The following is a 25,877-nucleotide window of genomic DNA, read 5'->3' as shown; positions in this document are numbered from 1 at the left end:
AATTAGGTAATTACTCCATCTCCAGGAATAAATTTTAAATTCATTATTAGTGAAATTTATAATCAATTACTTAATACACAGTTTTCATGGCGATTAAAAAGTTAGTTTTTACCCAAAATAAAATTTTAGTAATCATAAAATTAGCAGATATTAGGTGGAAATTAGACTATTTTGCCAAAATATCTGCTATTTATGCTTAGTCTGAATTAATGCTATTTTGATGCATATAACTAAATAACCAATTCGCTGCTGTTGCTCTACGAGTTTGACGAGGTCCGAATTCGCCAATTTTGTAACCTTTGAAACCCAATTTTTCTTTAAGTATTTGTTTATTCTCCTTTGGAATAGAACGAGTTAATTTGACTGTTGCAGGGCGACTATCAATAAAATCTGGTGGTTGTGGGTACTCATCGCGCCATTCTGGTACTACTTTGCTACTATCCCATTCTCCAGTTTCAAAGTTGTAGCGATAACCTAAGTAGTACCATACCAACTGGTTGACTGTTGTATCATCAATTTTTTCGTTGAGAATTGCCCAAATAGTTTCTGTAGTGAGTGGTGGCAAGTTAGACATAAGCAAGTTGAAATTTTAAATTTAGACGTTGGGTAATTGGTAATTGCAAGATTAGGATGCGGTTGATGGTTATAGTCCCCAGTCTTGATGACCTGTTGTGGACAAGCATCCTTAATAGCGATCGCAATCTCAGAGAAAAACAATTTATCACTAATAATCAGCTAGACTGCCAAATATAGGGATGATTTTATCCTTGTGTAAAAACCCAGTACACTGGAAATCATATAGCATAGACCAGTCAATGCCGAATCCTACATCGCTACCAGAGCTAATCCGTGCTCATGTTTTCATTTCTGGACGAGTCCAGGGGGTTGGCTATCGCTACGCCACAGTAGATACAGCTAGCCAGTTGGGATTAACTGGCTGGGTGCGAAATCTTCCCGATAGCCGGGTGGAAGCAGTTTTTGAAGGAGTACGAGAAGTAGTAGAAGAGATGATTCGCTGGTGTCACATTGGACCTCCGGCTGCTGTGGTAAAAAATGTTGTAGTTGAGTACGAACAACCGGAAAGTTTGCGTGGATTTGAAGTGAAGCATTTAGGTTAAATCTTACGCTTTTGCAGATGAAGTTTATCCTACGGATAAATCCGCATGCTTTAAAAATGACACAGCGCGTTTAAGATAATTTACACAAATAAATATGGGAGTTTGTATACCTTACCATATAAAATACGAAGTATAAATTTATCACTATTTATGCTTTTTTCAATTAGAAAAGATTGAAATCGTCTGTTTGATTATCTGATTAGGTAAAGTTTGGTTTAGAGTATCTTGTTCCATCAGCACTGATAAAAATCGAAGCTATATTTGTAGTATGCCTATCCGTTAATTAAAGTAATACCGATAAAGAATAAATACTCATAATTAATTTGCGGATAAGTTTGATAGCTAAGTTTTTGATTCAGTTATGTTAATGCACTCCAAGCGTAAAAATGACAGAATGTGGAGTTTGCCTAGACTGGCGATAGTAGGATTAGGTCTAGCATCTTTGAATTTAGCGACACTAAGCCTAATTTCCTCCCAGACAGTAATGGCAAAAGAAAGCCATCGGCTAGCCAAGGCTTCTGCCGAACTACCAGTTGTGAAATCAGCGGCTTTGGGTACAAATATGGATGTACCTTGGTCAAAGCCTGTGAGAATTGATGATCCTTTTGAAGGTAATTATTTGGGGATTTTTGACCGTAATTACTTCTGGCGGAACTTTGTTAATAATAATGCTAGGGTTGAAGTAATTAGCCTTTGGAGCCGAAACTCTATTCGTGTTCTGTTAGCCTATAGCGATCGCCATTGCTCTTATGGCTCATACTACCGTACCCTGATTAGAGTACCTGATTGTTTAGTATTTAACAATACACTTCAAATTAGTAATCTTTATATAAAACTAGGCGAACAGGTATTTCGTTTAGAAGGCAACAACAATATATTTAAAGTCAGCGACGAATTAGCGACGGCTCTTAAAAAGTCACCTTCTAAAAATGTGAGTATTAGGCTCTTGTCAGAAACTGGAGAAACGGTAGATAGCGCAATTGGTAAACGAACTGTGGAAGGATGGAAAGCTATTTACTAAAATTAAATAAGTCCCATCGAGAAAGTTACAGCTTAATTTGTAAATATACAACTTATAACCTTAAAAATTAAGCTTTTTTAAGCACAAATTTGGGGTAAAATATTAATGTTTATACCCAATTTCTTGTTAACCTTAGGGCATCTAAGATACTGTCCATGCAGCTACTTCAAACAACCGAAAAAGATTTTTCTGCCAAATTCAAAGCACTTGTGAACGATCGCCGGGAAGCAACTGTTGATGTTAGCGGGACAGTACGAGATATTCTGGCTGATGTCAAAGTGCGTGGTGATGCCGCAGTTCAGGAATATACCAGCCGCTTTGACCATTACAATTCCCAATCTTTGCGTCTAAGCGATACATTTATTGCAGAACTTGCAGCCCAATGTCCGGCTGATGTCAAAGCCGCATTAGAACTAGCCGCCGAAAGAATTGCAGCGTTCCATGAAAAGCAACTGCCCCAAGATGTTGGCTACACTGATACAGTCGGGGTCAGATTGGGATTAAATTGGGTAGCACTGACACAAGTAGGAATTTATGTTCCCGGAGGACGTGCCAGCTATCCTAGTTCTGTATTGATGAATGCCCTACCAGCGAAAATTGCTGGGGTAGATCGGATTGTGATGACAGTGCCAATGCCGCGTGGTGAGATTAATCCAGCAGTATTGGCAGCAGCTAAGATTGCTGGTGTAACGGAAATATACGGTATTGGTGGGGCACAAGCGATCGCAGCCTTAGCCTATGGCACAGAAACTATTGCCCCTGTCGATAAAATTGTCGGGCCTGGTAATGCCTATGTTGCCGAAGCTAAACGCCAAGTATTTGGCACAGTAGGAATTGACAGTATTGCCGGTCCATCGGAAATTCTCGTTGTCGCAGATGATAAGAACAATCCAGATTGGATTGCTTGGGATTTACTATCGCAAGCCGAACACGATCCCAGCGCCCAATCGATTTTAATTACCGATTCCGAAATATTCGCACAAAAAGCGATCGCGGCAGTTGAGCAGATTTTGACAAATCTGGCTACCAAGGAGGTAGCTACCGCCAGTTGGCAAAAACATGGGGCAGTAATTATTGTCAATGATTTGGCAGAAAGTATTCCCTTACTAAACCAGCTAGCACCAGAACACGTGGAATTATGTGTAGATAATCCCCAATTGCTTGCCAACCAAATCAAATGTGCTGGTAGCCTATTTTTAGGACGCTATACACCAGAAGCTATTGGCGATTATTTAGGCGGACCCAACCATGTGCTACCAACTGCCCGTTCTGCCCGTTTTGCTTCTGGCTTGAGTGTCTACGACTTTTTGAAACGTATTACTTATTTGGAATGTAATCAACAAGCATTACAAACAATAGGTAAAGCAGCAGTGACACTAGCACAAGCAGAAGGTTTGCCAGCCCACGGCGGTAGTGTGGCTATCCGGTTAGCGGGAGAATAGCGACTGGGGACTGGGGACTGAGGAGACAAAAAGGATGAGGAAGATGAGGAAAACAAGGAGACTAACTATTAGACCTCTTGCACAAATATTTATTAGCCTGAATTTCTAACATAAAAACTAGTTTTTACTTAATTTAAAGTATTTAGCCTGCGGAGGCAGGCTTTGTTTGTCTAGCCCCAGACTTCAAGTCTGAGGGCATGATTGGATTCATGCAAGATGTCTATTAATCACTGGAATTTCCTGTTCCCTGTTCCCACTTACAACTGACAAAAGCCCAATGCTCAATGCCAACGAAAAAACCAAGTAACTAAAGTGCTACCTGGTTAATCTCTCTTAAAATCACAATTTCCAGCTTAATCGGAGCAAAGGAGTACTTTGCTCCTAATTATTGTTTAACCAAATTAGACTTTAGCTGCTGACTTAGTGACAACGTTGAGTTCGCCTTTTGCATACTTAGCAGCAAAATCTTCCAAAGAAATTTGCTTAATCTTGCTAGCGTTACCAGCTGTACCAAATTGTTGATAGCGTTCAGCACAAACCTTCTGCATATAAACAATAGAAGGCTTGAGGAAGTGACGAGGGTCAAATTCCTTGGGATTTTTTGCTAGAGCTTCACGTACCGCAGCAGTAATTGCCAGACGGTTGTCAGTGTCAATGTTTACCTTACGTACACCGCTCTTGATACCTTTTTGAATTTCTTCTACAGGTACGCCGTAAGTTTCAGGAATTGCACCACCATACTGGTTAATCAGAGCAATTAAATCTTCAGGTACGGAGGAGGAACCGTGCATTACCAAGTGGGTGTTAGGCAAACGGCGGTGAATTTCTTCAATGCGGCTAATTGCTAAAATTTCGCCAGTCGGCTTACGGGTAAACTTGTAAGCACCGTGGCTAGTACCAATAGCAACGGCCAAAGCATCTACTTTGGTTTGCTCTACGAAGTTTACAGCTTCGTCGGGGTCGGTCAGTAATTGAGAGTGATCGAGTGTACCCTCAAAACCATGACCATCTTCAGCTTCACCCGCACCAGTTTCTAGAGAACCTAAGCAACCGAGTTCGCCTTCAACGCTGACACCTAGAGAATGAGCTACATTCACCACTTCGCTGGTAACACGGACGTTGTACTCGAAGCTTGCGGGGGTCTTAGCATCAGCTTCCAGCGAACCATCCATCATCACGCTGGTGAAGTTATTCTTAATTGCTGAGTAGCAGGTAGAAGGAGCATTACCATGATCTTGGTGCATGACAATGGGAATCTGAGGATAGGTTTCCACCGCAGCCAAAATCAAATGGCGCAGGAAGTTTTCTCCTGCATAGTTACGAGCGCCACGAGAAGCTTGCAAAATTACAGGGCTATCTGTCTCTACAGCAGCCTTCAGGATAGCCTGAATTTGTTCCAAGTTGTTAACATTGAAAGCTGGGATGCCGTAACCGTTTTCAGCCGCGTGATCCAACAACAGCCTTAATGGTACAAGCGCCATAGATAGTCCTCCTAATGTGGTTGTCAGCTAGTCGGTGTGAGAGAAGCGTAATTATTTACCATTAATGTAATTGTTACGCTAATCTTAAGAGTTTTTTCAACATATAGGAAATTATAACTAGTGATGTGTGCTTATGTTGAAAAACTTTACGCTACAGCTCATAAATGTGCCTTATATTCACAATAACTTACTGTACAGTCAGCTACCCCACCGTTTAGGGCTTTGGTAGTCCTGTATTCTAGATAATTGATCAAAAGCGATGTCTACGACGGACTAAGCCTATGCACTTTTAGCGCTTAAAGTCAATTAAGGCGCTAGTTTCTGAACAAATGCTGCGTGTTCAGGAGATTGCAAGCCTGTTTGTAACACAGTCAACACTGACTGCATATTCCCCGCTAATAATTCTGCTACCGCTAACCATAGCCCCGGAAAAACCTGACTTCGCAGAATTCCATTACTATCACTGGCTAACTCTAGATACTCACCCTGTTCCAGATAGAACCAAATTAATTTCTGATCAAGAACTTGCCAAACGATATATTCTTTGACTCCATTGCGGCGATAAGCCTGTTTTTTGGCATGAAGGTCAATTGCAACATTGCTAGCGGCAATTTCGACAACTAACTCTGGCGCTCCTTCTATATAATCATCATCACTCACCCTTGCTTGACCACCTGCTTCTTGGTCAATGAGTAGAACGGCATCTGGTTGCGGTGCGTTATCCAGGTCTAGACGTACAGTCGGCTCAACTCCCAACGCCAAACCTGGAGTCATGGCTTCATAACTAAATAACCAACCAATAATTTGACTATGTGGTTGACCGTGACTTCTAAAACGCAAAGCAGCAGGCATGATATAGACAATTCCTTCGATCAATTCGGCTTTTTTCAGATTGAGCATAGCGTTGTAACGACGCTCAAATTCATAACGATTGAGTTTGTCGCCATTTTCCAAAAGGGGAATTGTCCGATGTTGTGGAGGTGTTTTTACCATGATGATGGTACTTGGGTTTAGCCTATGCCTATCCTACCGAACTGAGGAAGTTTATTGTAGGTATTGTGCGATCGCTTATCTAATTGTCTAAATCACCATCCCCAAAAGCGATGTCTCCTAACAAAAAGATTTTTATTTAAGCATAAATATTCAATCTTTCCCTAGCTTTGTTCCATTCTGAAGGTGCGCCCCGCACATAAACTGCTATCGACAAGTCGCTTGTGTCTGCGCATCCACAAACTTCTTATTAATAACAAAGCTCGCCTCAACTTTTCTTTCTCAAGTTTTAGCGAGCATTTTTCCTTTGATATGGGTCGCCCGGGATTCGAACCCGGAACTAATCGGTTAAAAGCCGAGTACTCTACCGTTGAGTTAGCGACCCGTTAAGTTGTTTTTCACAACTTTGCAATTATAGCATCAACATCTATAGTTTTGTAAAGGGGTTTAGAAAAAATTGGCTGTTAACCTTACAGATGCTTGATAACTAGTACCTGGGTCTAACACAGTCAGATGTTCGCCAGTGTTCAGCGCGTTGCGGGGCGCACTCCAAGGTTCTAGACAATAGAACTCTTTACCTTTGATTGTCCAAAACACCAAAATCGGATATTCATTCCCGTAATTTAGAGTCAGTTTTAACTTTCTGCTGTTGTCTACAACAGAGGCAGACTGACTGGTTAGCTGCTTAAAGGCAACGTCGATTTCATCGAGACCAAAATCAAAATTACCATGAAATGGAGAAATTTCCTTGGTTCTCTGGTTTTGATATTCACCAGAAGGGATGGCAAACTCTAGTTGATTTTTATCAGAAGTTACAAAGTAGGGATGGAACCCCATAGAAAAAGGCAATGGTGTTGATGACAAATTCTGATACTGCTGCCGAATTTCTAAGGTATTGCCTTGCAGTTCGTAGGTGAAAGCCAGTTGAAAGTCAAAAGGATAAACAGCTCGTGTTTGCTCGTTGCTATTAAGAACTAAGGTGAGGCTAGCCTTCTCGTGAGTTACTTGTTCAGTTACTTGCCAAGGTAAGTCACGGGCAAAGCCATGTTGTTTGAGAGTATAGGTTTGTCCATTGTGGCTATAAGTGTTTTCTGGCAAATTGCCACAGATAGGAAACAAAATCGGAATTCCGCCTCTAACGCTCAATTCAGGATGAGCAAAGCGTTCCGCATCTAGGTAAAGAACTTCTTGACCTTGGATGCGCCAACGGGTGATAATACCGCCGCGTTCTGGAACAACTTCCAGTTGGGAACCAGCGATTTCATCAGAAAGAATGTAGGTTTTGTATTGTTGCTGTTGAATTGCTATTGAAAACACAAATTTAGTCCTGAGATAAGAGAGTTGTGAGTACTCAGTGCTGAGTATTTTTATTCCTACTCAGCACTCATAGCTAGGTACTCAGCACTGTTTATTCGTCTTCTGCAAACACGAAGCGATATAACTCACTGGGGTCTGGTTCAGGGCTGCTTTCAGCGAATTTAACCGCGTCGTCGATAACTCCCTGAATTTTGCGATCGATGGCTTTCAGTTCTTCCTGGTCTGCTAAATTGTGCTCAACTAAATAAGCTGCCAACTTTTTAATTGGGTCACGAGCAAACCAGAATTCTTTCTCAGCCTTGCTTCGCATTTCATCTGGGTCTGCTAAGGAGTGACCGCGGAAACGGTAGGTAAGTGCTTCAATTACGGTTGGTCCTTCGCCAGCACGGGCGCGGGCCACAGCTTCTTGGGCGACTGCACGTACTGCCAAAACATCCATTCCGTCTACTTCTACGCCCGCCATGTTAAACACACTGGCCTTCTTGTAGATCTCTGGGTCGGAAGTTGCGCGATCGTGAGCCATACCAATTGCCCACTTATTATTTTCTACCACAAATATAATTGGCAGTTTCCATAAGGCTGCCATGTTCAAAGTCTCAAAAAACTGACCGTTGTTGGCAGCGCCATCGCCAAAAAAACAAGCGGTAACTTGGTCAGCATTTTTGTCTCCCAATACCTCGCGGCGGTATTTGCTTTGAAAAGCTGCACCAGCTGCTACAGGAATACCCTCAGCCACAAAAGCATAGCCACCTAGTAAGCGATGTTCCGCGGAAAACATATGCATGGAACCACCGCGGCCTTTACTGCAACCTGTAGCTTTGCCAAATAACTCCGCCATGACTTCTCTAGCGGGTACTCCCGAACTTAAAGCATGGACGTGATCGCGGTAGGTACTAGAAACAAAATCTTCTCCTGGTCGCATCGCTCCCTGAATAACGCCAGTAGAAACGGCTTCTTGACCGTTGTACAAATGGACAAAACCAAACATTTTGCCCCTATAGTACATTTCCGCGCATTTATCTTCAAAAAAGCGCCCGAGGATCATATCCTCATACAACCGCAAGCCTTCTTCTTTAGTGATCTGGACGTTAGCGGTATTAAAGGTGGGTAATGTACGTTCTTGAACCATTATTTTGTTTAGTATCCCTGTCGCATTAAACTGAAATTTACCATTTTCAAGAACTTGCTCTCATATAGCATTAGCTATTTAACAAGCTAGTGTTTGCTGGAGTCAACGCTCAAAACTGATGTACCAAAATAAACATGAGGGAATGGTGAATTTTTAACTTTTAATTTTTAATTATCAATTTTTTCGCCCATGTTTTGTGAGGATACTACCCTTGAGGCAAACCCGCCCTGTGAGGTGACTCCACACCCTTTCATAGGTTACCAGTCAGGATAGCTTGCTTTCTGCATATCCATTAACAATTTGGCAAAAATCAAGTCGAAACTTCCTCGTCGAATTAAATGCTCAGGTAAATAATTGTAATTTAAGTCTAAGAATGATATGATTTTTTTCTCTAGTTATCAACAGGAAATCTACCAAGCGGTGATTATCCCACCGGATGCAAGTGCATTAATAGGGCATTAATTTAGAAATTCCTAAAAGAATTAATCATTAAACCTCGTGGAGATGGAATAAGATACTTGTCACCAGTGAGGCAAGGTACACTATGCAGTAGTCCTGTTTTAGTGACTGTCTCGTATCTGGTAAAATCAACACGCATGTGTTGATATATCGGAGTAGTTAACGTTCTTATATGTGTTTAGGGTAGGTACAACCAAAATGTACCCCCAGCGCTAAGGCAGCAATACTCAAACTCTTGTGAATAAATCAAACACATAAAATTCGTCAAATTCGTCTTAATGGTGTAAACCAGAGAGAGTCAGGGTAGTTAGCATAGCTTTAATTGCTGAAGCTGGCTTTCTACTAGCCGACAAGCTTTACCAATGAGTGTATTCCACCCATTGGTAAGTAGGGTATAGCAAGTTAACCTGCCTTCCGAAACTTCCCGTTGTCTAAGCTGCACGGGAGAGTCAAATATTTCTAGAAGTACAAAACTGATATCGCCTAAAAAACCAGAAATTTGATTTTATGGTCTCAAAGGCTGATAGTGGTTAAAAAAATCAAAATACTAAGAATTAAAACAAAAAGCTGACCCTTTCTAGGCGAAGGCAAAATATAGGTACTAGAATATGACTCAAATTTCGGGAAGATACAAAACAAGTTGTTGCAATATACACTTGTGGTGTAAAGTCAACACGGTATTATTATGGCACGGTTTTACATGCCTGGAATGCTCTAGGTGAATTATGTTGATCACGGTGCAGGGGAAGTAGGCTGTGCGAATTCCGCTAGATTACTACCGAATTTTAGGACTACCGTTAGCGGCAAGTCAGGAGCAATTGCGGCAGGCATACAGCGATCGCATTGTACAATTGCCGCGACGTGAGTATTCTCAAGCAGCAATTTCTTCGCGCAAACAACTTATAGAAGAAGCTTACGTGGTTTTATCAGATCCGAAAGAACGTAGCAGTTACGATCAGCTGTATCTTGCCCATGCTTATGACCCTGATGGTACTGCCTCTGCGACCGTAACAGTTGAAAATCGCCCAGGAAACAATAATGGCAATGGCGCGATTGACACACAGAGTCTAAGCATTGAAATTTCCCAAGAGGAGTTAGTTGGTGCATTACTGATTCTGCAAGACCTAGGCGAGTATGAAATCGTGCTGAAATTAGGTCGACCCCACTTAGTGCATAAAAACAATGCAGCAAATGCTACAACAGGCACTGATCTAGGAAGCGAAGAAGCCCTAGAAGACCGCCCAGATGTTGTTCTGACTATTGCTTTGGCTTGCCTAGAACTGGGTCGAGAGCAATGGCAACAAGGTCATTACGAAAATGCTGCTAATTCCTTAGAAACTGGTCAAGAAGTATTATCTCGCGAAGGGTTATTTCCTAGTGTGCAGGCTGAAATTCAGGCAGATCTTTATAAATTGCGACCATATCGGATTCTGGAATTACTAGCCTTACCAGAAGCCAAAACTGCGGAACGTCACCAAGGCTTGGAATTATTGCAGAATATCTTAGACGCTCGTGGTGGAATTGATGGCACTGGCAATGATGAATCTGGTCTCAACATAGATGACTTCTTGCGATTTATCCAGCAGTTGCGCTACCACTTAACAGTCGCAGAACAGCACAAGTTATTTGAAGCAGAAAGCAAGCGTCCTTCCGCTGTCGCTACTTACTTAGCAGTCTATGCCTTGATAGCAAGGGGATTTGTTCAGCGTCAACCAGCTTTGATACGTCAGGCCAAGCAAATGCTTATGCGTTTGGGCAAGCGCCAAGATGTACATTTGGAACAATCGCTATGTGCGCTTTTATTAGGGCAAACCGAAGAAGCTACTCGTGTTTTGGAACTTAGTCAAGAATATGAAGCGCTAGCTTTTATTCGAGAAAAATCGCAAGATTCTCCAGACCTATTACCAGGACTGTGTCTCTATGGCGAACAGTGGCTACAACATGAAGTGTTTCCCCACTTTCGAGATTTGACAAAGCAGCAAGCTTCTCTAAAAAGTTACTTTGCAGAACCACAGGTACAAACCTATTTAGAAGTCTTACCAACGGATGCAGAACCTACTAATGAATGGTCTGTAATTAACCGCCAGCCTTTATCTCCTCCACAAACAAACAATACCTACCAACGCAATAATTCTACTGGTGTTTCTCGACAATTCCATCACAACAGAACACCTGACCCAGGCTTACCTGAAACTTCACCTAGAGAAAGACCAGAAAATTCAAACTTCTCGCCATCCAGATGGAACAAAGCTTCTACTGGAGGTAAACCACCAGAAACGCCGATAACACAGTTTCCTGCTGCTGAACGCATAGCTAGAGAACCTCACCACAGCATGAATGGTTCAGCCAGGGTTTCTGCACCTGCTCAAACACAACAGCGGCGGAGGCGAAAGCCTAGTCAATCTCCTAGCCGAGAACGTGCATTAGATAATCGACATCGTTCGCCTCAAAGACGGCGTACTTTTGCCAATTCTTTAGAAGGAAAAACGCGTCTAGTGTGGACTGTGTTTGTTTCTTTAGTTGTCATAGTAGTGTTTTGGTTGATAGTCTCCACAACCTTTGGATTCGTCAGAAGTCTTTTTTCGCCGCCACCACGTTTACAAGGCGAACAGTTGTCAGTAGAAATTAATCAACCACCAATACCGATTCCCGATCAAAACAGCAAACCACAGTCGCCAAATGAAGCTTTAACTACTGCAACAGCAGAGGAAATCATTCGGAGTTGGTTATCTACCAAAGCTGCTGCTTTAGGATCGAATCATGATATTGATAGTTTGCAACAAATTTTAACTGGTTCATCTTTATCTCAATGGCGGTTAATTGCCCAGCAAGATAAAGCGGAAAACCGTTATCGGAAGTATGAGCATCACCTAAAGGTAGAATCTGTAGAAAAAACTGATTTAGACTCAAATCGTGCATCCGTGGAAGCTACGGTAAAAGAAGTAACGCAGTTCTATCAAAATGACCAAATTAAAAAGTCTTCTGACGAAAGTTTGCGAGTTCGGTATAATTTGATTCTGCAAGATGGTGTGTGGCATATCCAGAGTATGTCAGTGGTCAATAAGCTCAGCATGAACTTTTAGCTATATTTCATACCTAAGGAAATTTTCTGCTAGCCACTATATTTAGGAAATACAGATTTTATCTGAGTGTCCTACTCTTTTCACTCGACTTCAAAGCTCATAACTCTTTCATTGGGTGGTACTTCACAGTATCACCCATAAGTTTTATTGGCGTTCTTCCTCTGTAAATTGCAGTCTTTGGCTTATTTTCAGCCTATTGTCAGGGAATTTTGACATTACCTGCTGCTGTAATTCCATCCAAAGGAAATAATGTTATGGGATCATAACAATACGATCCCCAAAGTGCTGATAGATTCGTACAAAAGCCGAAAAAGCGTCTTGATACCCCTTGATCCCAGCAAAGAGTTACGGCTTAATATTTATTAAACAAAGACTCCTCTGATCCCAAACAAATGCTGATTTTGGCATGACAAGGAATTGAAAGGGAGTGACTCTCAATTTAATAACAGTTTAAGAAAGTTAAACTCTGGGCAAGGCCAGGAGTCAGGAATAAGAAATTCATCTGGAGTGGATGAGATGTTAAATACCATTCTGTAACCAGGGGAAATCATTTACCTTTCAAACTACTGGAGGCCAAATTAATGGCAAAAGAACGCCCGCCGCTAGAGGAGATGACATTGCGGCAACTACGCAAGGTTGCGAGTGAATATGGCATTTCTCGCTATAGCCGAATGCGTAAATCACAATTACTGGCATCGATTCAAGACGTTCAGCGCAGCAAATTCTCGCTTAGTCCATCTCGTTCACTGGAGGCACAGGAAACCGTGGAAGCAGCAAAATTCGAGTTAGGTCAAGTAGATCGTAATGGTGCTTCTTTAACTGATGTTGATGAAGAACTAGGAGATTTACCTGCTGGTTACGGTGACAGCCGTATTGTACTCTTACCGCGAGATCCTCAGTGGGCTTATACCTATTGGGATGTTTCAAACGAACATAAAGAAGAACTTCGTCGGCAAGGAGGACAACAGCTAGCCCTGCGGATTTATGATGTTACCGACATCAATCTTGAGTACCAAAGTCCTCACAACCTGCAAGAATACCCTGCTGATGAATTGGCTAGAGAATGGTATCTACCAGTTCCAGTGAGCGATCGCGACTATGTAATCGATATTGGCTATCGTTCTGTTGATGGACGTTGGTTAATTCTTGCTCGTTCTGCGCGAGTCCACATTCCTCCTGTCTATCCTTCTGACTGGATTGAAGATGTCTTCGTCACGGTCAACTTTGAAGAAGATTTGCGTGGTAAGACTGTCTACGAATTGGTTCCTCCTGCCAAGAAGATAGCATCCACAGCCTACGCCAACAGCAATGGCAACCCCATTTATGACCAAATCTTTGGTATGGCTGAATCTGCTGAAGCACAAAGAGTTGCAGGTTCTCTGTTCGGTTCTATGCAGCAAGTACCTGGCTCTGTAACCCCAGAACAAGCTATCAGCTCCTACATTTTCCCATCAGGCGTCGGTATGTGGGCAGTTCCTACCACATCTGGTTTAACCATGTCTGGTGTAGGTATGTCAGGCGTTGGCTTCTCGGCTTCTGCTGTACCAGTACGTCCACGCAAGTTCTGGTTAATTGCTGATGCTGAGTTGATTGTCTACGGTGCAACCGAACCAGATGCTACCGTGACTATTGGTGGTCGCCCGATCAAGCTGAATCCAGATGGTACATTCCGCTTCCAGATGTCCTTCCAAGATGGTTTAATTGACTATCCAATCTTGGCTGTAGCTGCTGATGGCGAACAAACTCGCTCGATTCACATGAAATTTAATCGTGAGACACCATCCCGAAATACCAATACCAAAGACGAAGCTGTTTTAGAGTGGCTGTCTTAATTGGGAATTCTCAATTAACTCCAGATTGAATAATAAATTTTTTACCCGCTATAGTAATCCTGTAGCGGGTTTTTGCATTTTAAAATTATTTAATTTATCTCAAGATGTCTAGATTATTCTTGTTATCTATCTTCATAATCGCGATCAAGTTATTATCAGGCTGTAAAAATATTGAATCTAATGCAGCCCAAGAGCCATCGAAAACTACTTGTATTGGCAAAAATGCTAACTTTAGTATTGAGTTTTTTAAAGCCAACAATCAAGGAAAAAGATATGACAGAGGCATTAATCATGTGGTTATTTTTAATCCTCAGTCAGAACAATTAGATTTCAAAGTAAATGTGGGACTTACTCATAAACTTTATGCCAAAGATAATCAGGGTAAATTGCGTAAAGAATATGTACCAAAACAATTTCGAGAAATTATCACTGATGAAAATTCTAAATTAAACGGACAAACACCAATAGCAGCAATTAATGCCGACTATATAGGCACTGATAACAAACCACAAGGCTTGAATATTTCTCGCGGGTTTGAGTATTCAGGAGCCTTTAAAAATCAGCGTTCTTCTTTTGGGATCTCAGGAGGTAAATCCAAAGTTAGAAAAGCCACTATCCAAGCTGGTAGAAGAAAAGATGAAATTCTGAATTACAACCTGGTAGGAGGTAATGGTCGATTTTATCGTGGTGGTAAATTTAAAGATATTTGTGTAGATCTGGGAGAATTTGCTTGTAAACAAGCAACTAATCGTTCTCTAGCAGCTATCACTGCTAAAGGTTATGTGATTTTGTTAGCCAATGATGCTAAAGCTAATTCAAATATTGAATTTTCTCAAATTAATCAAGAACTACTGCCAGATAAATTTGATGATGTTTTAGAAGGCATCGCTCGTAATAATTGTTTAGGCAATATTCAAGAAGGAATTTTGTTTGATGGTGGGATGTCGCCAGGATTATATTACAACAATAAAATATATGTAGAAAATGCTGGGCCAATTGGTTCGGTATTTTTGATATATAAAAAATCAACTAAACCGAGTTAAAAATATAATAGTTTACTAAAGATTCCTGAGATTTATATAAATAGCTAAATGACGCAGCTACCAAACGCGATCCAATCAACTTAAGTGAAACAACTATCGTTGACAAATTACCGCCAGAAAGCTTTAGAAGAAGTAAACAAAAAGGCAAGTTAGAAGCAATACCGCCTATGGCAGAGTATAAGTTGAGTTTGGCAGCGTAAACACGCGGAGCGCGCTAGGCATCCCCCATTGTTAGATATACCGTTAGAAGTATTTCAGCCAGTACTACAGCAGCCTTAATACCTGAAAGCGCTACCCTAGAGGTTATAGCTAAAAATAACCTATGACACCTGAAGAAATCGCTGGTACGCTAACAGAATTATTTGGTACAGGAGATGTTGGTGCGATCGCTCCTGGATCGTGGCAAGTGGAAACATCGAGTTTTCGCTTGTTAGTGCTGCTTGCCGAAGATCATACTTGGTTGCGGGTTTTACTGCCCATTGTGCCAATAGAAGCAGCACAACCATTTTTAGAACAGTTCCTAGAAGCAAACTTTGATGAAACTCAGGAAGTACGCTACGCTTTGTATCAAGGAGTGATTTGGGGAGTTTTTCAGCATAACAGTGGCACTTTGGTGAGTGCTGATTTGTCTAATGCGATCGCTCGTTTAATATCTTTACATGATGCTGGTTTAAATGATGTTTTCAATCGATTGATTGAAAACCGGATTCGGCAAATTATCCAAGCAGCAAAACGGCAAGGACAATCTCTTCAGTTCACAATGCAAAATCTGGAGCGCTTTTATACAGAAGGATTATTGGGAGAAATTGAGCAAACTCCTGAGGCGCGTGAACAAGTATTAGCTTTGTGGCGACATCAATTAGAACGCTTGTGGAATGAGATAGAAGCGTAAACAATTAATAATCTTTTATTGAATGATGGCAAATATTTCGGGTGATATGGACATAATTCAAATTCTCAAAGAAGACTATCAAAGATTTCCAGTTAATCAAACTTATAGCATTTACGCCCCGGACGTTTATTTTCAAGACGCTGTTTTCAAATTTCGTGGTGTTGAACTCTACAAGTTGATGATTAATTTCATCAAGACTTTCTTTTTAAATCCGCAAATGGATTTACATGATATTCAATCTTTAGGAGATACAATTAAAACCGAGTGGACACTAAGCTGGAATAGCCCCCTACCTTGGAAACCGCGGATTTCTATTCCTGGTTGGAGTGAATTACGTCTTAACTCTGAAGGTTTAATTATTTCCCATATTGATTATTGGAAATGTTCGCGGTTGGATGTGCTGAAACAACATTCATTTTCTTTAAAAAATCGTTAGCAGAATAGGCTTTGGTTGATTGTTATAAGTAGAAGAATTGAAAGTTAGATTGTAGATAAAGCTAGAGACAAAGGCAAAATAGTTATATTGCCACACAGAAATTTTTGACCCAGTACCGAGTTTGACAAGCCTAGATATGATGGAAGATGCGATCGCCTGGGTAATAAACAGCTAATCTACCAGTATGGCTTGATTCTCTCTCATCAATATATTTATACTCTTTGCCCTCAGATGTGCTGCAACTGCATTTATTCCCTTTAAACAGTTAATAATAGAGATAGCGTAAATAAATGTAAACAATTCTCAGGCAGGACAGAATCATCCATGCGTGTAATTTTAATGACAGGCAAGGGCGGTGTTGGAAAAACTTCTGTAGCCGCTGCTACTGGACTCCGTTGTGCAGAACTAGGCTATCGCACACTGGTGTTGAGTACAGATCCCGCTCACTCTTTGGCGGACAGTTTTGACCTGGAACTAGGACACGCACCTCGGGAGATTCGCCCAAATTTATGGGGTGCGGAACTAGATGCACTGCAAGAACTAGAAGGAAACTGGGGTTCTGTAAAGCGCTACATTACCCAAGTTCTACAGGCGAGGGGTTTAGATGGGGTACAGGCGGAAGAATTAGCAATTTTACCAGGCATGGATGAAATTTTTGGCTTGGTAAGAATGAAACGCCATTATGATGAAGGCGAATTTGAGGTATTGATTATCGATTCGGCTCCTACAGGTACAGCATTGCGATTGCTGAGTTTACCTGAAGTTGGTGGCTGGTATATGCGCCGTTTTTACAAACCATTTCAAAACATTTCCGTGGCACTTCGCCCTTTGGTTGAACCTCTTTTTCGACCAATTGCTGGTTTTTCGCTGCCAGATAAAGAAGTGATGGATGCACCTTACGAGTTTTATGAACAAATAGAAGCTCTGGAAAAAGTACTAACTGACAATACTCAGACTTCAGTTCGCCTCGTTACTAATCCAGAAAAGATGGTGATTAAAGAATCTCTTCGCGCTCATGCCTATTTGAGTTTATATAATGTTGCCACAGATTTAGTGGTAGCTAATCGCATCATTCCTGCCGAAGTTCAAGACCCATTTTTCCAACGATGGAAACAAAATCAACAGCAATATCGTCAGGAAATTCATGATGACTTTCATCCTCTACCTGTGAAAGAAGTTCCACTTTTCTCCGAAGAAATGTGTGGTTTGGCAGCCTTAGAAAGATTGAAGGAAACCCTTTATAAAGACGAAGATCCCACGCAAGTTTATTACAAAGAAACAACTATCAAGGTTGTGCAAGATAATAACCAATACAGCTTAGAACTGTATTTACCTGGTATTCCCAAAAATCAAGTTCAATTGAGTAAAACAGGTGATGAGTTAAATATTACTATTGGCAACCACCGTCGTAATTTGGTATTGCCACAAGCTCTAGCAGCACTTCAACCCGCAGGTGCAAAAATGGATGAAGACTATCTTAAGATCCGTTTTGCTTAATATTTAACAGTTTAATTTTGCTGACAAACCCAGAATAATTAAGCTTTGCTGTTTGTACAGACCTTATTGCGTCTGTACTTTTTTGTTTTGATCCCCGATTGGAATCGCTATTACTATTGGAGATTATGGAAACAGATTTGTGGGAAATGTTTTTAATTCAAAACCTAAAATAGTTAAGTTCTCTATTACAACTCAACGATAAATCAGGTAGAGTATTGCAATATAAGGTAGTAAGACATGCAACACACTTAGGTGAAAATTTTTCCTTCTACTTTTTACTTAAAATATTGAGACTTACTAGCTTAAAAAGCTCTTAATAGGCTTATCATAATAATGTCAATACTCCTTAAGGAATAGATTAAGGAATATTGTGAATAGAGTTAGTCATTATTCTTAAAAAATAACAATTTTTGGTTGAAAAATAAATAAAGTTTCTCAATAGTTACTATACCGTGGTTTTACTGAAGACAGATGTAAAAAATAGATTTCATAATATTTTTAGATATAGAATTTTTTTAATTTTTTCTGATAAAAATTATTAAAGCATAAGCAATGAAGCCGATCGCAAAAACAGACTTGCGGTTAAACCTTGAACAAGAAGGCTTATTACGCCGCATTACAAACAGTATCCGTCAAACGTTGGATCTCGAAGAGATTATTACAACGACCACAACAGAAGTGCGATCGCTACTTGGAACTGACCGAGTCATGATTTACAAGTTTCATGCTGATGGTAGCGGTCAGGTCATTGCTGAATCGATTGATAACGATAGATTGCCATCACTTTTGGGGCTAAATTTTCCTGTTGATGACATTCCACTCTCTGCGCGAGAATTATTTCTTAAGTCACAAGTACGTTCATGGGTCGATGTTGAAACACAGCAGATTGGTCAAAGTCTTCTACGTGACTTGGAAACAGGAGAACTTATATTAGAGGAGATCCATTATCGCACTGTCGATCCCTGCCATGTAAAATACCTAACGGCAATGGGAGTTAAGTCTTCTTTAGTAGCGCCCATTTTATGTCAAAAAGAACTCTGGGGTCTTTTGGTGTCTCATCACTCTGAAACTCATTTGATTTTAGAGGATGAAATAGAAGCAGTGCAGATGGTAGTAGATCAATTATCAATAGCGATCGCTCAAAGTAATCTGCTCACTCAAGCCCATAAAAAAGCTGAACGGGAAGCTACTATTAATCGCGTTGCTACTCTACTCCATGCGTTGCCCACAATTGTACTACAGCCAGCTTTAGAAGCAACTGTAGCTGCTTTCGGTGGTTCTGGCGGTAGACTTTGTATCAGACATAATGCTTTTAATTTCCAAAATAGTAAATTTAAAACCTTAGCAGAATGTTTAATTCCTGGAAGTGATTATGTCAGGCTTTATATCTGCGGACAGCAACCTACGGTGGCAGAAAAAACCATCTATCCTTTAATAGAACAGTCTATTGTTTGGCAAGAACATTATCAATCTGGTGAATATGATGTTTGGGCAATTTCAGACATCTATCAAACACCTAATATGCGAACTGTGCAAGTTGCTTTTCAATCAACTAAGATTCGCAGCATTTTGATGATTCCACTCCAGTATCGCCAGGAATTGGTGGGTTATTTAAGTATTTTTCGTAATGAAATTGACACAGAAACCTTGTGGGCAGGTCGATTCGACCCCGATCAAAGGCAACTCTATCCTCGTCAATCGTTTGAGCTATGGCGCGAAACGAAAACAGCACAAATCCAAAAATGGACAGACGAAGAGATAGAAATGGCCAGAGAAATTAGTAGACATTTTGCCTCAGCAATTCAACAATATGAACTTTATCAACAGGTACAAGCTTTTAATAGCAGTTTAGAAAAACAAGTTAAAAAGCGTACAGTTGAAATGCAACGAACAGCCGAACAACAACATGCTGTGTTTGGAGTTATTGCTAAAATTCGCGAGTCACTTGATACTAAAACTATTTTTCAAATAACTACTAAAGAAGTTTGTCAATTAATCAAAGCTGATCGCGTTTCTATTTATCGCTTCGATTCTGAATGGGGTGGTGAATTTGTTGGTGATTTTGAGGTTGCTAGTCCGCACTGGTCAAATGAGTCTAAGCTGGGAGTCAATACCGTCTGGAATGACACTTATTTACAAGACACCCAGGGAGGACGTTACCGCTACAACGAAACATTTGCGGTGGATGACATCTACAAGATGGGCTTTACTCAGTGTCATATTGACAATCTAGAGGAGTATCAAATTTACGCTTTTGTACTTGCTCCGATTTTTATTGGACAAAAGCTTTGGGGTTTGTTATGTAGTTATCAACACTCTACCTCCCGTCAATGGCAAGATTCGGAAGTTAATTTTCTCAGTCAGATTGCGGCTCAACTTGGGGTAGCACTCCAGCAAGCTGAATTACTCAGGCAAACACAGCAGCAAGCATTAGATTTACAACAAGCAGCTGAGCAACAACGGGTATTGTTTGAAATTGTAGCCAAAATTCGTGAATCTCTTGACTTAGATGCAATTTTCCAGACAACTACTCAAGAAATTTGTAAATCGCTGCAAGCGGATCGCGTAGCTGTTTACCAGTTTCACCCAGATTGGAGCGGTGAGTTTATTGCTGAGTTTGTTGGTAAGGGTTGGATCGAGCTGGTAAGTCCCCAGACCAAGGCAATATGGCAGGATAGTTATTTGCAGGAAACTCAAGGTGGCCGATATCGCCACAATGAAAGCTGTGCAGTAGATGATGTCTATCAGGCTGGTTACTCTGATTGTCATATTGAGCTTCTGGAAAAATGTCAGATCAAAGCATATGCCATCGCCCCGATTTTTATTGGGCAAAAGCTCTGGGGATTACTGGCAGCTTATCAAAACTCTGCACCCCGCCACTGGGAAGCTTCAGAAATTCAGTTTTTAGCTCAGATTGCCAATCAGCTTGGAGTAGCACTTCAGCAAGTTAACTTACTCTTGCAAACTCAGCAGCAAACAGAACAGCTAACTCAAGCTATACACGATCTACAAGAAACCCAAACCCAGCTAATCCAAACTGAGAAAATGTCCTCATTAGGTCAATTGGTGGCGGGTGTTGCCCATGAAATTAATAACCCAGTCAACTTTATCTACGGAAACCTGGCTCATGTCAGTGACTATGCTGATGATTTACTGAGTATGCTGGAACTTTATCAGCAGGAAGTGCCAAATACTAGCTCTGAGATTTGGAAGCGAGCAGAAGAAATTGACTTAGAATTTATCATCGAAGATTTACCTAAAACTCTAACTTCGATGAAGGTAGGGATTGATCGCATCCGCCAGATTGTCTTAGGTTTAAGAAATTTTTCTCGTCTCGATGAGGCGGAAATGAAAGCGGTGGATATTCATGAGGGCATTGATAATAGCCTACTGATTTTGCAACATCGCTTGAAAGCAAAGCCAGACAGTCCAATGATTAACATAGTAAAGAATTACGACGAGCTGCCCTTAGTAGAGTGCTACGCCGGACAGTTGAATCAAGTATTTATGAATGTCTTGAGTAATGCGATCGATGCTCTAGAAGATTACAAAGAATCTTTATCTGAAGCTCATCACAGCCAAATTACTATTTACACTTCTATTGGAGAGATGAAAGGCAATGTGAAGAGTGCAGTGATTCGTATTGTAGATAATGGTCCCGGCATCCCAGAAGCTTTGAGAACAAGAATATGTGACCCATTTTTTACCACTAAGCCAGTGGGTAAGGGTACTGGCTTAGGATTATCAATTAGTTACAAAATTGTGGTTGATAAACACGGTGGTATATTTAAATGTGATTCCCAGCCAGGTTTAGGTACAGAATTTTGGATTGAAATTCCCATTCATCAAAATACTTATAATTAATCTTTTTTAATTTCTCAGTTGTACGGGCATGGCTAAATAAGTCATCTTCAACCCACCCAGTGGTGTAAAGATGACTGGAGTTAGGCTTTGATTGAGATGCATTTGAATTTCCGAAGCTGGTAATTCTTTCAAGCCTTCCATAAGATACTTGATATTAAAAGCAATATCTATATTTTCCCCAGATATCTGTGCTGGCATTGACTCTCTACCGCTACCTACATCTTGAGCTTCACAAGATAAAGTAATTTCTTGGTTACCGCTATCAATGCTGAGCTTAACAATATTATTCTTTTGATCGGCTAGTACCGCAATTCGCTCCAAAGTGCTCAAGAATTGTTTGCGATCGATAGTAACTTGGCGCTCAAATTGACGCGGGATGAGTTGCCGATAAGCTGGATATTGCCCTTCTAAAGTGCGACTAGTCAAGCGTTGATTTTTCCACGCAAACACAACTTGACCTTGATCTAAATATAAGGCTATAGGTTCTTCATCAGAAGAACTATGAGCTAACATCCGCTGTAGTTCGCGCAGCGCTCTAGCTGGTACTGTAACTTCTAGCTGGCTACTATCTTCAATGGGACGCTCATTAGTAGTTTCTACTACTGCTAAACGATGCCCATCAGTAGCAGCAAATTCTAGGCTATCTTGTTTAACTGTTAAATGAACTCCAGTGAGTACCTGCTTAGTTTCATCTCCACTGGTAGCAAACAATGATCCTCTTAATCCCTCAATTAAGGCAGCGGCAGTTAAATGAATTACTTCGGAATTTTCAATCAAGGGTAGTTCGGGAAACTCTTCCGCCCCCATTGCGCGCACTTGATAATGTCCGCTCTTTGGTGTCAGGGTAACAATTAACCCCTCTCCTGTAGATGTTTCAGTTGCTGATTCATCGTCTAGGGTGATTTCTCCCTCTGGTAGACGAGAGGTAATGTCTAGAAGTAATTTAGCAGGAAGTGCGATCGCTCCTCCTTGCCATACCTCAGCGTTAAAGCTAGTGCGGATACCCAAGCTGAGATCGAAGGCAGTTAAGCTTACTTGGTTAGTTTGTGCATCCGCTTGTAGCAGCACATTGGCAAGTACTGGATGTGTCGGTCGTGATGGTACAGCACGGCTGACAAGGGAGAGGTTCGTACTAAGATCGCTTTGGGCGCAAACTAATTTCATGGTCAGATTCAGCTTGTGAGTGTCTATAGTACCACTCTAGAAATATTTTTAATTTATTGTTACCAAGCTGCTTTGATTGCCAAGCTGAACGATTCTAAAATTTGCAGTCAAATGTCAGTAGAGAGGCGCAAAAAAACCGTAGCCGCGCAGCGGCTTCTCTGGGAGTAGTATCTAACGAAAAGTAAACTTACCTAACAACCTCTTTCCTTCTGCCCTCTGCCATCTGCCTTTTCATAACGACAATCTTTAACGCTGACCTACTTAATGATCTCGATTGGGTCAGATGTTCTTGACAAGCGTTGGTTCAAATTTAGGTAGCACAGAGACTTCTAGTGGATCGTAGCCTAGCTGTTGAGTAATCCGTTCCCTAGCTAAAACTCGGTACTCCCAAAAATGCTCACCCACAGCGCAGAGCGACAAATACATATTCAGAACTTGGGGCTTTTTCAGTAGCAGCGTCCATAGTTGTCTCCAAAATTGCCCTCTAATTTCAGGTCGTCGTAAGCCCTGATGCCAGATTAACTGAGCTACAAGCCGCAACTGCCTACCTAAAGGAACTTGCATTGTTTGTTTTCCCCTTGCTGGAGGAACAATATTGAGGCACTGCTGAAAAGATCTTCTAAGATAGTTCGCTGGTTCGTACAACGTCCAGAAGCCTTCCACATACTCTCTAGCAATTTCGGCAATGGGGCGGGTAGGAACGAAATTCATTAAGGTATTCTGGTCTCCTGTAGCCGTGACGCCGACGCCCTCAATTAAACGCTCTTCTCCTTGGAGTCGATTCCAAAGAGCAGTATTGGGCAACGCTTGGAGGATGCCCAACATCGGTTGCGGAATATTAGTTTGTTCAACAAACGCTTGAATCCGTTCACCTGCACCGGAACGTTCTCCATCAAAGCCGAGGATAAACCCTGCGTAGATTAGCAGTCCTGCTTCGTTGATCTTGCGACAGGCTTCCACTAGCGGGTTGCGCGTATTTTGCATTTTACGCGTCACGACGAGGCTGTCTTGATCGGGAGTTTCAATACCGAGAAACACAGCATAGAATCCTGCTTCTACCATCAGCTCTAGCAGTTCATCATCTTCTGCTAAATTCACAGAGGCTTCGGTCATGAACGTGAAGGGATAGTTGTGCTGCTGCATCCAAGGAATCAATTCTCGTAAGAGGAGTTTGACATTGCGCTGATTCCCAATAAAGTTGTCATCGACAATGAATAGCGATCCCCGCCACCCTAAATCATAGAGATATTGCAACTCTGCTAAGGTCTGAGCGGGTTCTTTAGTGCGCGGTTTGCGGCCGTAGAGGGAAATGATGTCACAAAATTCGCAATTGAAGGGACAACCGCGAGAAAACTGAATCGCCATCATGAAGTAGGCATCCCGTCCCAGCAGGTCAAAGCGGGGCATGGGGCTTTGAGTGACATCTGGCTTTTCAGTGGAGCGGAAGATTCCTTGAGCTTGGCCTTGAGCGATCGCTTCTAGAAACTGCGGAACTGTCATCTCGCCTTCATCCAGTATGAGATAATCTGCTCCAGAGGCTTGGGCATCTTGTGGGACTGATGTCGGATAGGGTCCGCCCACTGCTACCTTTTTGCCTAACCGCACAGCTTTTTGAATTAAGGCGTGGAAATCCGGTTTCTGCACCAACATGGCAGAGATAATAACTAGGTCACACCACTCCCAATCTGCCTCTGTCTCAAGACTGACATTGCGGTCATAAAATCTTACTTCCCAATCTTCAGGTAAGAGTGCTGCAACAGTAATAATTCCTAGGGGTGGAATGGCTGCTTTGAGTCCTGCCATTTCCATAGCGCGATCGTAAGACCAAAAAGACTGAGGAAACTGGGGGTAGAGCAACAGTGTTTTCATAATATCCTTCTCTTTAAGATCTTGAGTGCAGCTTTAGTGATTGTGGCAACAAAGAGATGCATAAAAATTCTGGCAAAAGTTAGATTTAGCAACGCAGAAATCAACTTTCTCCTACCGTTTCCATCTGAGACTGCGCTTAATTTGTCACTCAAGAAGAGTGGGGCTATACAAATAAAGCCTGCCTAGGCAGGCTTTATTTAGCGCATCTTCATAAAGAAGTGCTATAAATCCAATTCCAGCATTTATAAAAGTAGACCTTATGACTAGACTAACGAGAGCGTGTAGACAAAAAGTACCAAGTAAGAAAATTATTTTTCATTGTTAACAAATTGGTGTGATTGCAACTACTGACTATCCAAATTTGGTATTGATATTCAGCTTCAGAAAGGTGTCTATGAGGTAAACACTTATCTTAAAATCATTATTCTTAGTTTAATTACCGTTACTTTTGGTGTGTTAGTTGCTAGCTCTGTGTTAGTAGCTTTCAACAATGTTGCTTTATCTTAATTCAACATCTTGCTCAAAAATCAAGACAAAACTATTTACGGTTTTTTTGTACTGAAAACCATAATCTAACAAAGCTTGCTTTAAACTTTCTAACTGAGATTCTTCGATTGGATTCTTGAGGGCTATCTCAATAGCTTCCTTATTGACCGTAAAATTAAAACAGTCTTTGAACTGATTATAATCCCAGTGTAATTTTCTGGCTGCATTTAACTCAATGGCCGCTAAGGTATTATCAAATTTATTTGTAACCATAACTTTGCCTCTCCCATGAGCTTAACCACATTTTAACAATCACAAGAGAGAAAAAACTAAATGTCAATATTAATCAAGAGCTAAGAAGAACGACAACACATTTTTTAATTAAAAAATCAGCCTTTTGATAAATGTATAGAAAGGAATTATAGAGTAATGATTTATAGTTAATTTTTCTAAAGTCTACAGGCTATAAGCCTGGATGGCAGTTGCTACGTGTTGGGGAAGCGCCAGGGCAAACTATCTCTATAGCAATACTTTTGCAGGCTATTGATTGAAAAATTGGATACTCCCTAGACAAGCAATATTTTTGCCAATTCCAATCAACCAGAATACCGATTCAATAATCAGGATTGAGTAGCAGACTGCTCATACCATTTTGGATTTTAGATTTTGCGAAAAGTTGAGCCAGTGCGTTGGTGAGGCAGTCCGGTCTTGGGGGTCTCCCCCAGGAGGAACTGCCGAAAGGGTTTCCCGGCTT

General features: G+C 41.2%; 18 protein-coding genes and 1 tRNA gene. 10 read left to right on the top strand and 9 right to left on the bottom strand.

What is annotated here, in order from left to right:
• Positions 1-196: 196 nt before the first annotated feature.
• On the bottom strand, positions 197-574 hold the full coding sequence (locus tag BV372_RS04285) for a DUF1823 family protein (protein WP_086683758.1): 378 nt from the start codon (positions 572-574) through the stop codon (positions 197-199).
• Between the two features lie 241 nt (positions 575-815).
• Between BV372_RS04285 and BV372_RS04280 the strand changes: the two genes are divergently transcribed.
• The 3 genes from BV372_RS04280 to hisD all read left to right on the top strand — a co-directional run bounded on the left by BV372_RS04280 (position 816) and on the right by hisD (position 3,581).
• The gene (locus BV372_RS04280; protein WP_086683756.1) at positions 816-1,118 is read left to right on the top strand and encodes an acylphosphatase; all 303 of its coding nucleotides are present in this window, start codon (positions 816-818) and stop codon (positions 1,116-1,118) included.
• Between the two features lie 394 nt (positions 1,119-1,512).
• Positions 1,513-2,139: a hypothetical protein gene (locus BV372_RS04275; RefSeq protein WP_256973081.1), complete on the top strand. Its 627-nt coding sequence runs from the start codon at positions 1,513-1,515 to the stop codon at positions 2,137-2,139.
• A gap of 155 nt (positions 2,140-2,294) precedes the next feature.
• The gene (gene hisD, locus BV372_RS04270; RefSeq protein ID WP_086683753.1) at positions 2,295-3,581 is read left to right on the top strand and encodes a histidinol dehydrogenase; all 1,287 of its coding nucleotides are present in this window, start codon (positions 2,295-2,297) and stop codon (positions 3,579-3,581) included.
• A gap of 401 nt (positions 3,582-3,982) precedes the next feature.
• Here hisD and fba read toward each other — a convergent pair whose 3' ends face one another.
• The 5 genes from fba to pdhA all read right to left on the bottom strand — a co-directional run bounded on the left by fba (position 3,983) and on the right by pdhA (position 8,498).
• Positions 3,983-5,062: a class II fructose-bisphosphate aldolase gene (gene fba / locus BV372_RS04265; RefSeq protein WP_086683751.1), complete on the bottom strand. Its 1,080-nt coding sequence runs from the start codon at positions 5,060-5,062 to the stop codon at positions 3,983-3,985.
• Between the two features lie 306 nt (positions 5,063-5,368).
• Positions 5,369-6,055: a Uma2 family endonuclease gene (locus tag BV372_RS04260; protein WP_086683748.1), complete on the bottom strand. Its 687-nt coding sequence runs from the start codon at positions 6,053-6,055 to the stop codon at positions 5,369-5,371.
• Positions 6,056-6,365: 310 nt separating this feature from the next.
• Positions 6,366-6,437 (bottom strand) — tRNA-Lys (locus BV372_RS04255).
• A 62-nt stretch (positions 6,438-6,499) separates the two neighbouring features.
• The gene (locus tag BV372_RS04250) at positions 6,500-7,369 is read right to left on the bottom strand and encodes an aldose epimerase (RefSeq protein WP_086683745.1); all 870 of its coding nucleotides are present in this window, start codon (positions 7,367-7,369) and stop codon (positions 6,500-6,502) included.
• A 91-nt stretch (positions 7,370-7,460) separates the two neighbouring features.
• Positions 7,461-8,498 carry a pyruvate dehydrogenase (acetyl-transferring) E1 component subunit alpha gene (pdhA, locus tag BV372_RS04245; protein ID WP_086683742.1) on the bottom strand — a complete coding sequence of 346 codons (1,038 nt, stop codon included), beginning with the start codon at positions 8,496-8,498 and terminating at the stop codon, positions 7,461-7,463.
• A 1,214-nt stretch (positions 8,499-9,712) separates the two neighbouring features.
• On the opposite strand from pdhA, the gene BV372_RS04240 reads away from it, so the two are divergent.
• From BV372_RS04240 to BV372_RS04210, 7 genes are all read left to right on the top strand, one after another.
• A complete protein-coding gene (locus BV372_RS04240; RefSeq protein WP_086683739.1) occupies positions 9,713-12,040 on the top strand; it encodes an IMS domain-containing protein in 2,328 nt (775 codons plus the stop codon).
• 581 nt (positions 12,041-12,621) lie between these two features.
• Positions 12,622-13,872 carry a DUF4912 domain-containing protein gene (locus BV372_RS04235; protein WP_086683736.1) on the top strand — a complete coding sequence of 417 codons (1,251 nt, stop codon included), beginning with the start codon at positions 12,622-12,624 and terminating at the stop codon, positions 13,870-13,872.
• A 104-nt stretch (positions 13,873-13,976) separates the two neighbouring features.
• The gene (locus tag BV372_RS04230) at positions 13,977-14,915 is read left to right on the top strand and encodes a phosphodiester glycosidase family protein (protein WP_086683733.1); all 939 of its coding nucleotides are present in this window, start codon (positions 13,977-13,979) and stop codon (positions 14,913-14,915) included.
• A gap of 322 nt (positions 14,916-15,237) precedes the next feature.
• Positions 15,238-15,807 (top strand): hypothetical protein, encoded by a 570-nt coding sequence (locus BV372_RS04225; RefSeq protein WP_086683730.1) that lies wholly within the window; start codon positions 15,238-15,240, stop codon positions 15,805-15,807.
• Between the two features lie 46 nt (positions 15,808-15,853).
• On the top strand, positions 15,854-16,243 hold the full coding sequence (locus BV372_RS04220; RefSeq protein ID WP_086683802.1) for a DUF2358 domain-containing protein: 390 nt from the start codon (positions 15,854-15,856) through the stop codon (positions 16,241-16,243).
• 324 nt (positions 16,244-16,567) lie between these two features.
• Positions 16,568-17,740: a TRC40/GET3/ArsA family transport-energizing ATPase gene (locus tag BV372_RS04215; protein ID WP_086683727.1), complete on the top strand. Its 1,173-nt coding sequence runs from the start codon at positions 16,568-16,570 to the stop codon at positions 17,738-17,740.
• 552 nt (positions 17,741-18,292) lie between these two features.
• The gene (locus tag BV372_RS04210) at positions 18,293-21,604 is read left to right on the top strand and encodes a GAF domain-containing protein (RefSeq protein ID WP_086683724.1); all 3,312 of its coding nucleotides are present in this window, start codon (positions 18,293-18,295) and stop codon (positions 21,602-21,604) included.
• Positions 21,605-21,610: 6 nt separating this feature from the next.
• Here BV372_RS04210 and dnaN read toward each other — a convergent pair whose 3' ends face one another.
• The 3 genes from dnaN to BV372_RS04195 all read right to left on the bottom strand — a co-directional run bounded on the left by dnaN (position 21,611) and on the right by BV372_RS04195 (position 25,396).
• Positions 21,611-22,768: a DNA polymerase III subunit beta gene (gene dnaN / locus BV372_RS04205; protein WP_086683721.1), complete on the bottom strand. Its 1,158-nt coding sequence runs from the start codon at positions 22,766-22,768 to the stop codon at positions 21,611-21,613.
• A 279-nt stretch (positions 22,769-23,047) separates the two neighbouring features.
• Positions 23,048-24,637: a B12-binding domain-containing radical SAM protein gene (locus BV372_RS04200; RefSeq protein WP_086683718.1), complete on the bottom strand. Its 1,590-nt coding sequence runs from the start codon at positions 24,635-24,637 to the stop codon at positions 23,048-23,050.
• A gap of 498 nt (positions 24,638-25,135) precedes the next feature.
• The gene (locus tag BV372_RS04195) at positions 25,136-25,396 is read right to left on the bottom strand and encodes a hypothetical protein (protein ID WP_086683715.1); all 261 of its coding nucleotides are present in this window, start codon (positions 25,394-25,396) and stop codon (positions 25,136-25,138) included.
• Positions 25,397-25,877: the final 481 nt, after the last annotated feature.

Source organism: Nostoc sp. T09, from assembly GCF_002154695.1.
In the GTDB taxonomy this organism is placed as follows: Bacteria; Cyanobacteriota; Cyanobacteriia; order Cyanobacteriales; family Nostocaceae; genus Aulosira.
The sequence above is the reverse complement of the archived record's forward strand: the minus strand, read 5'-3'. Positions and strand labels throughout refer to the sequence as shown.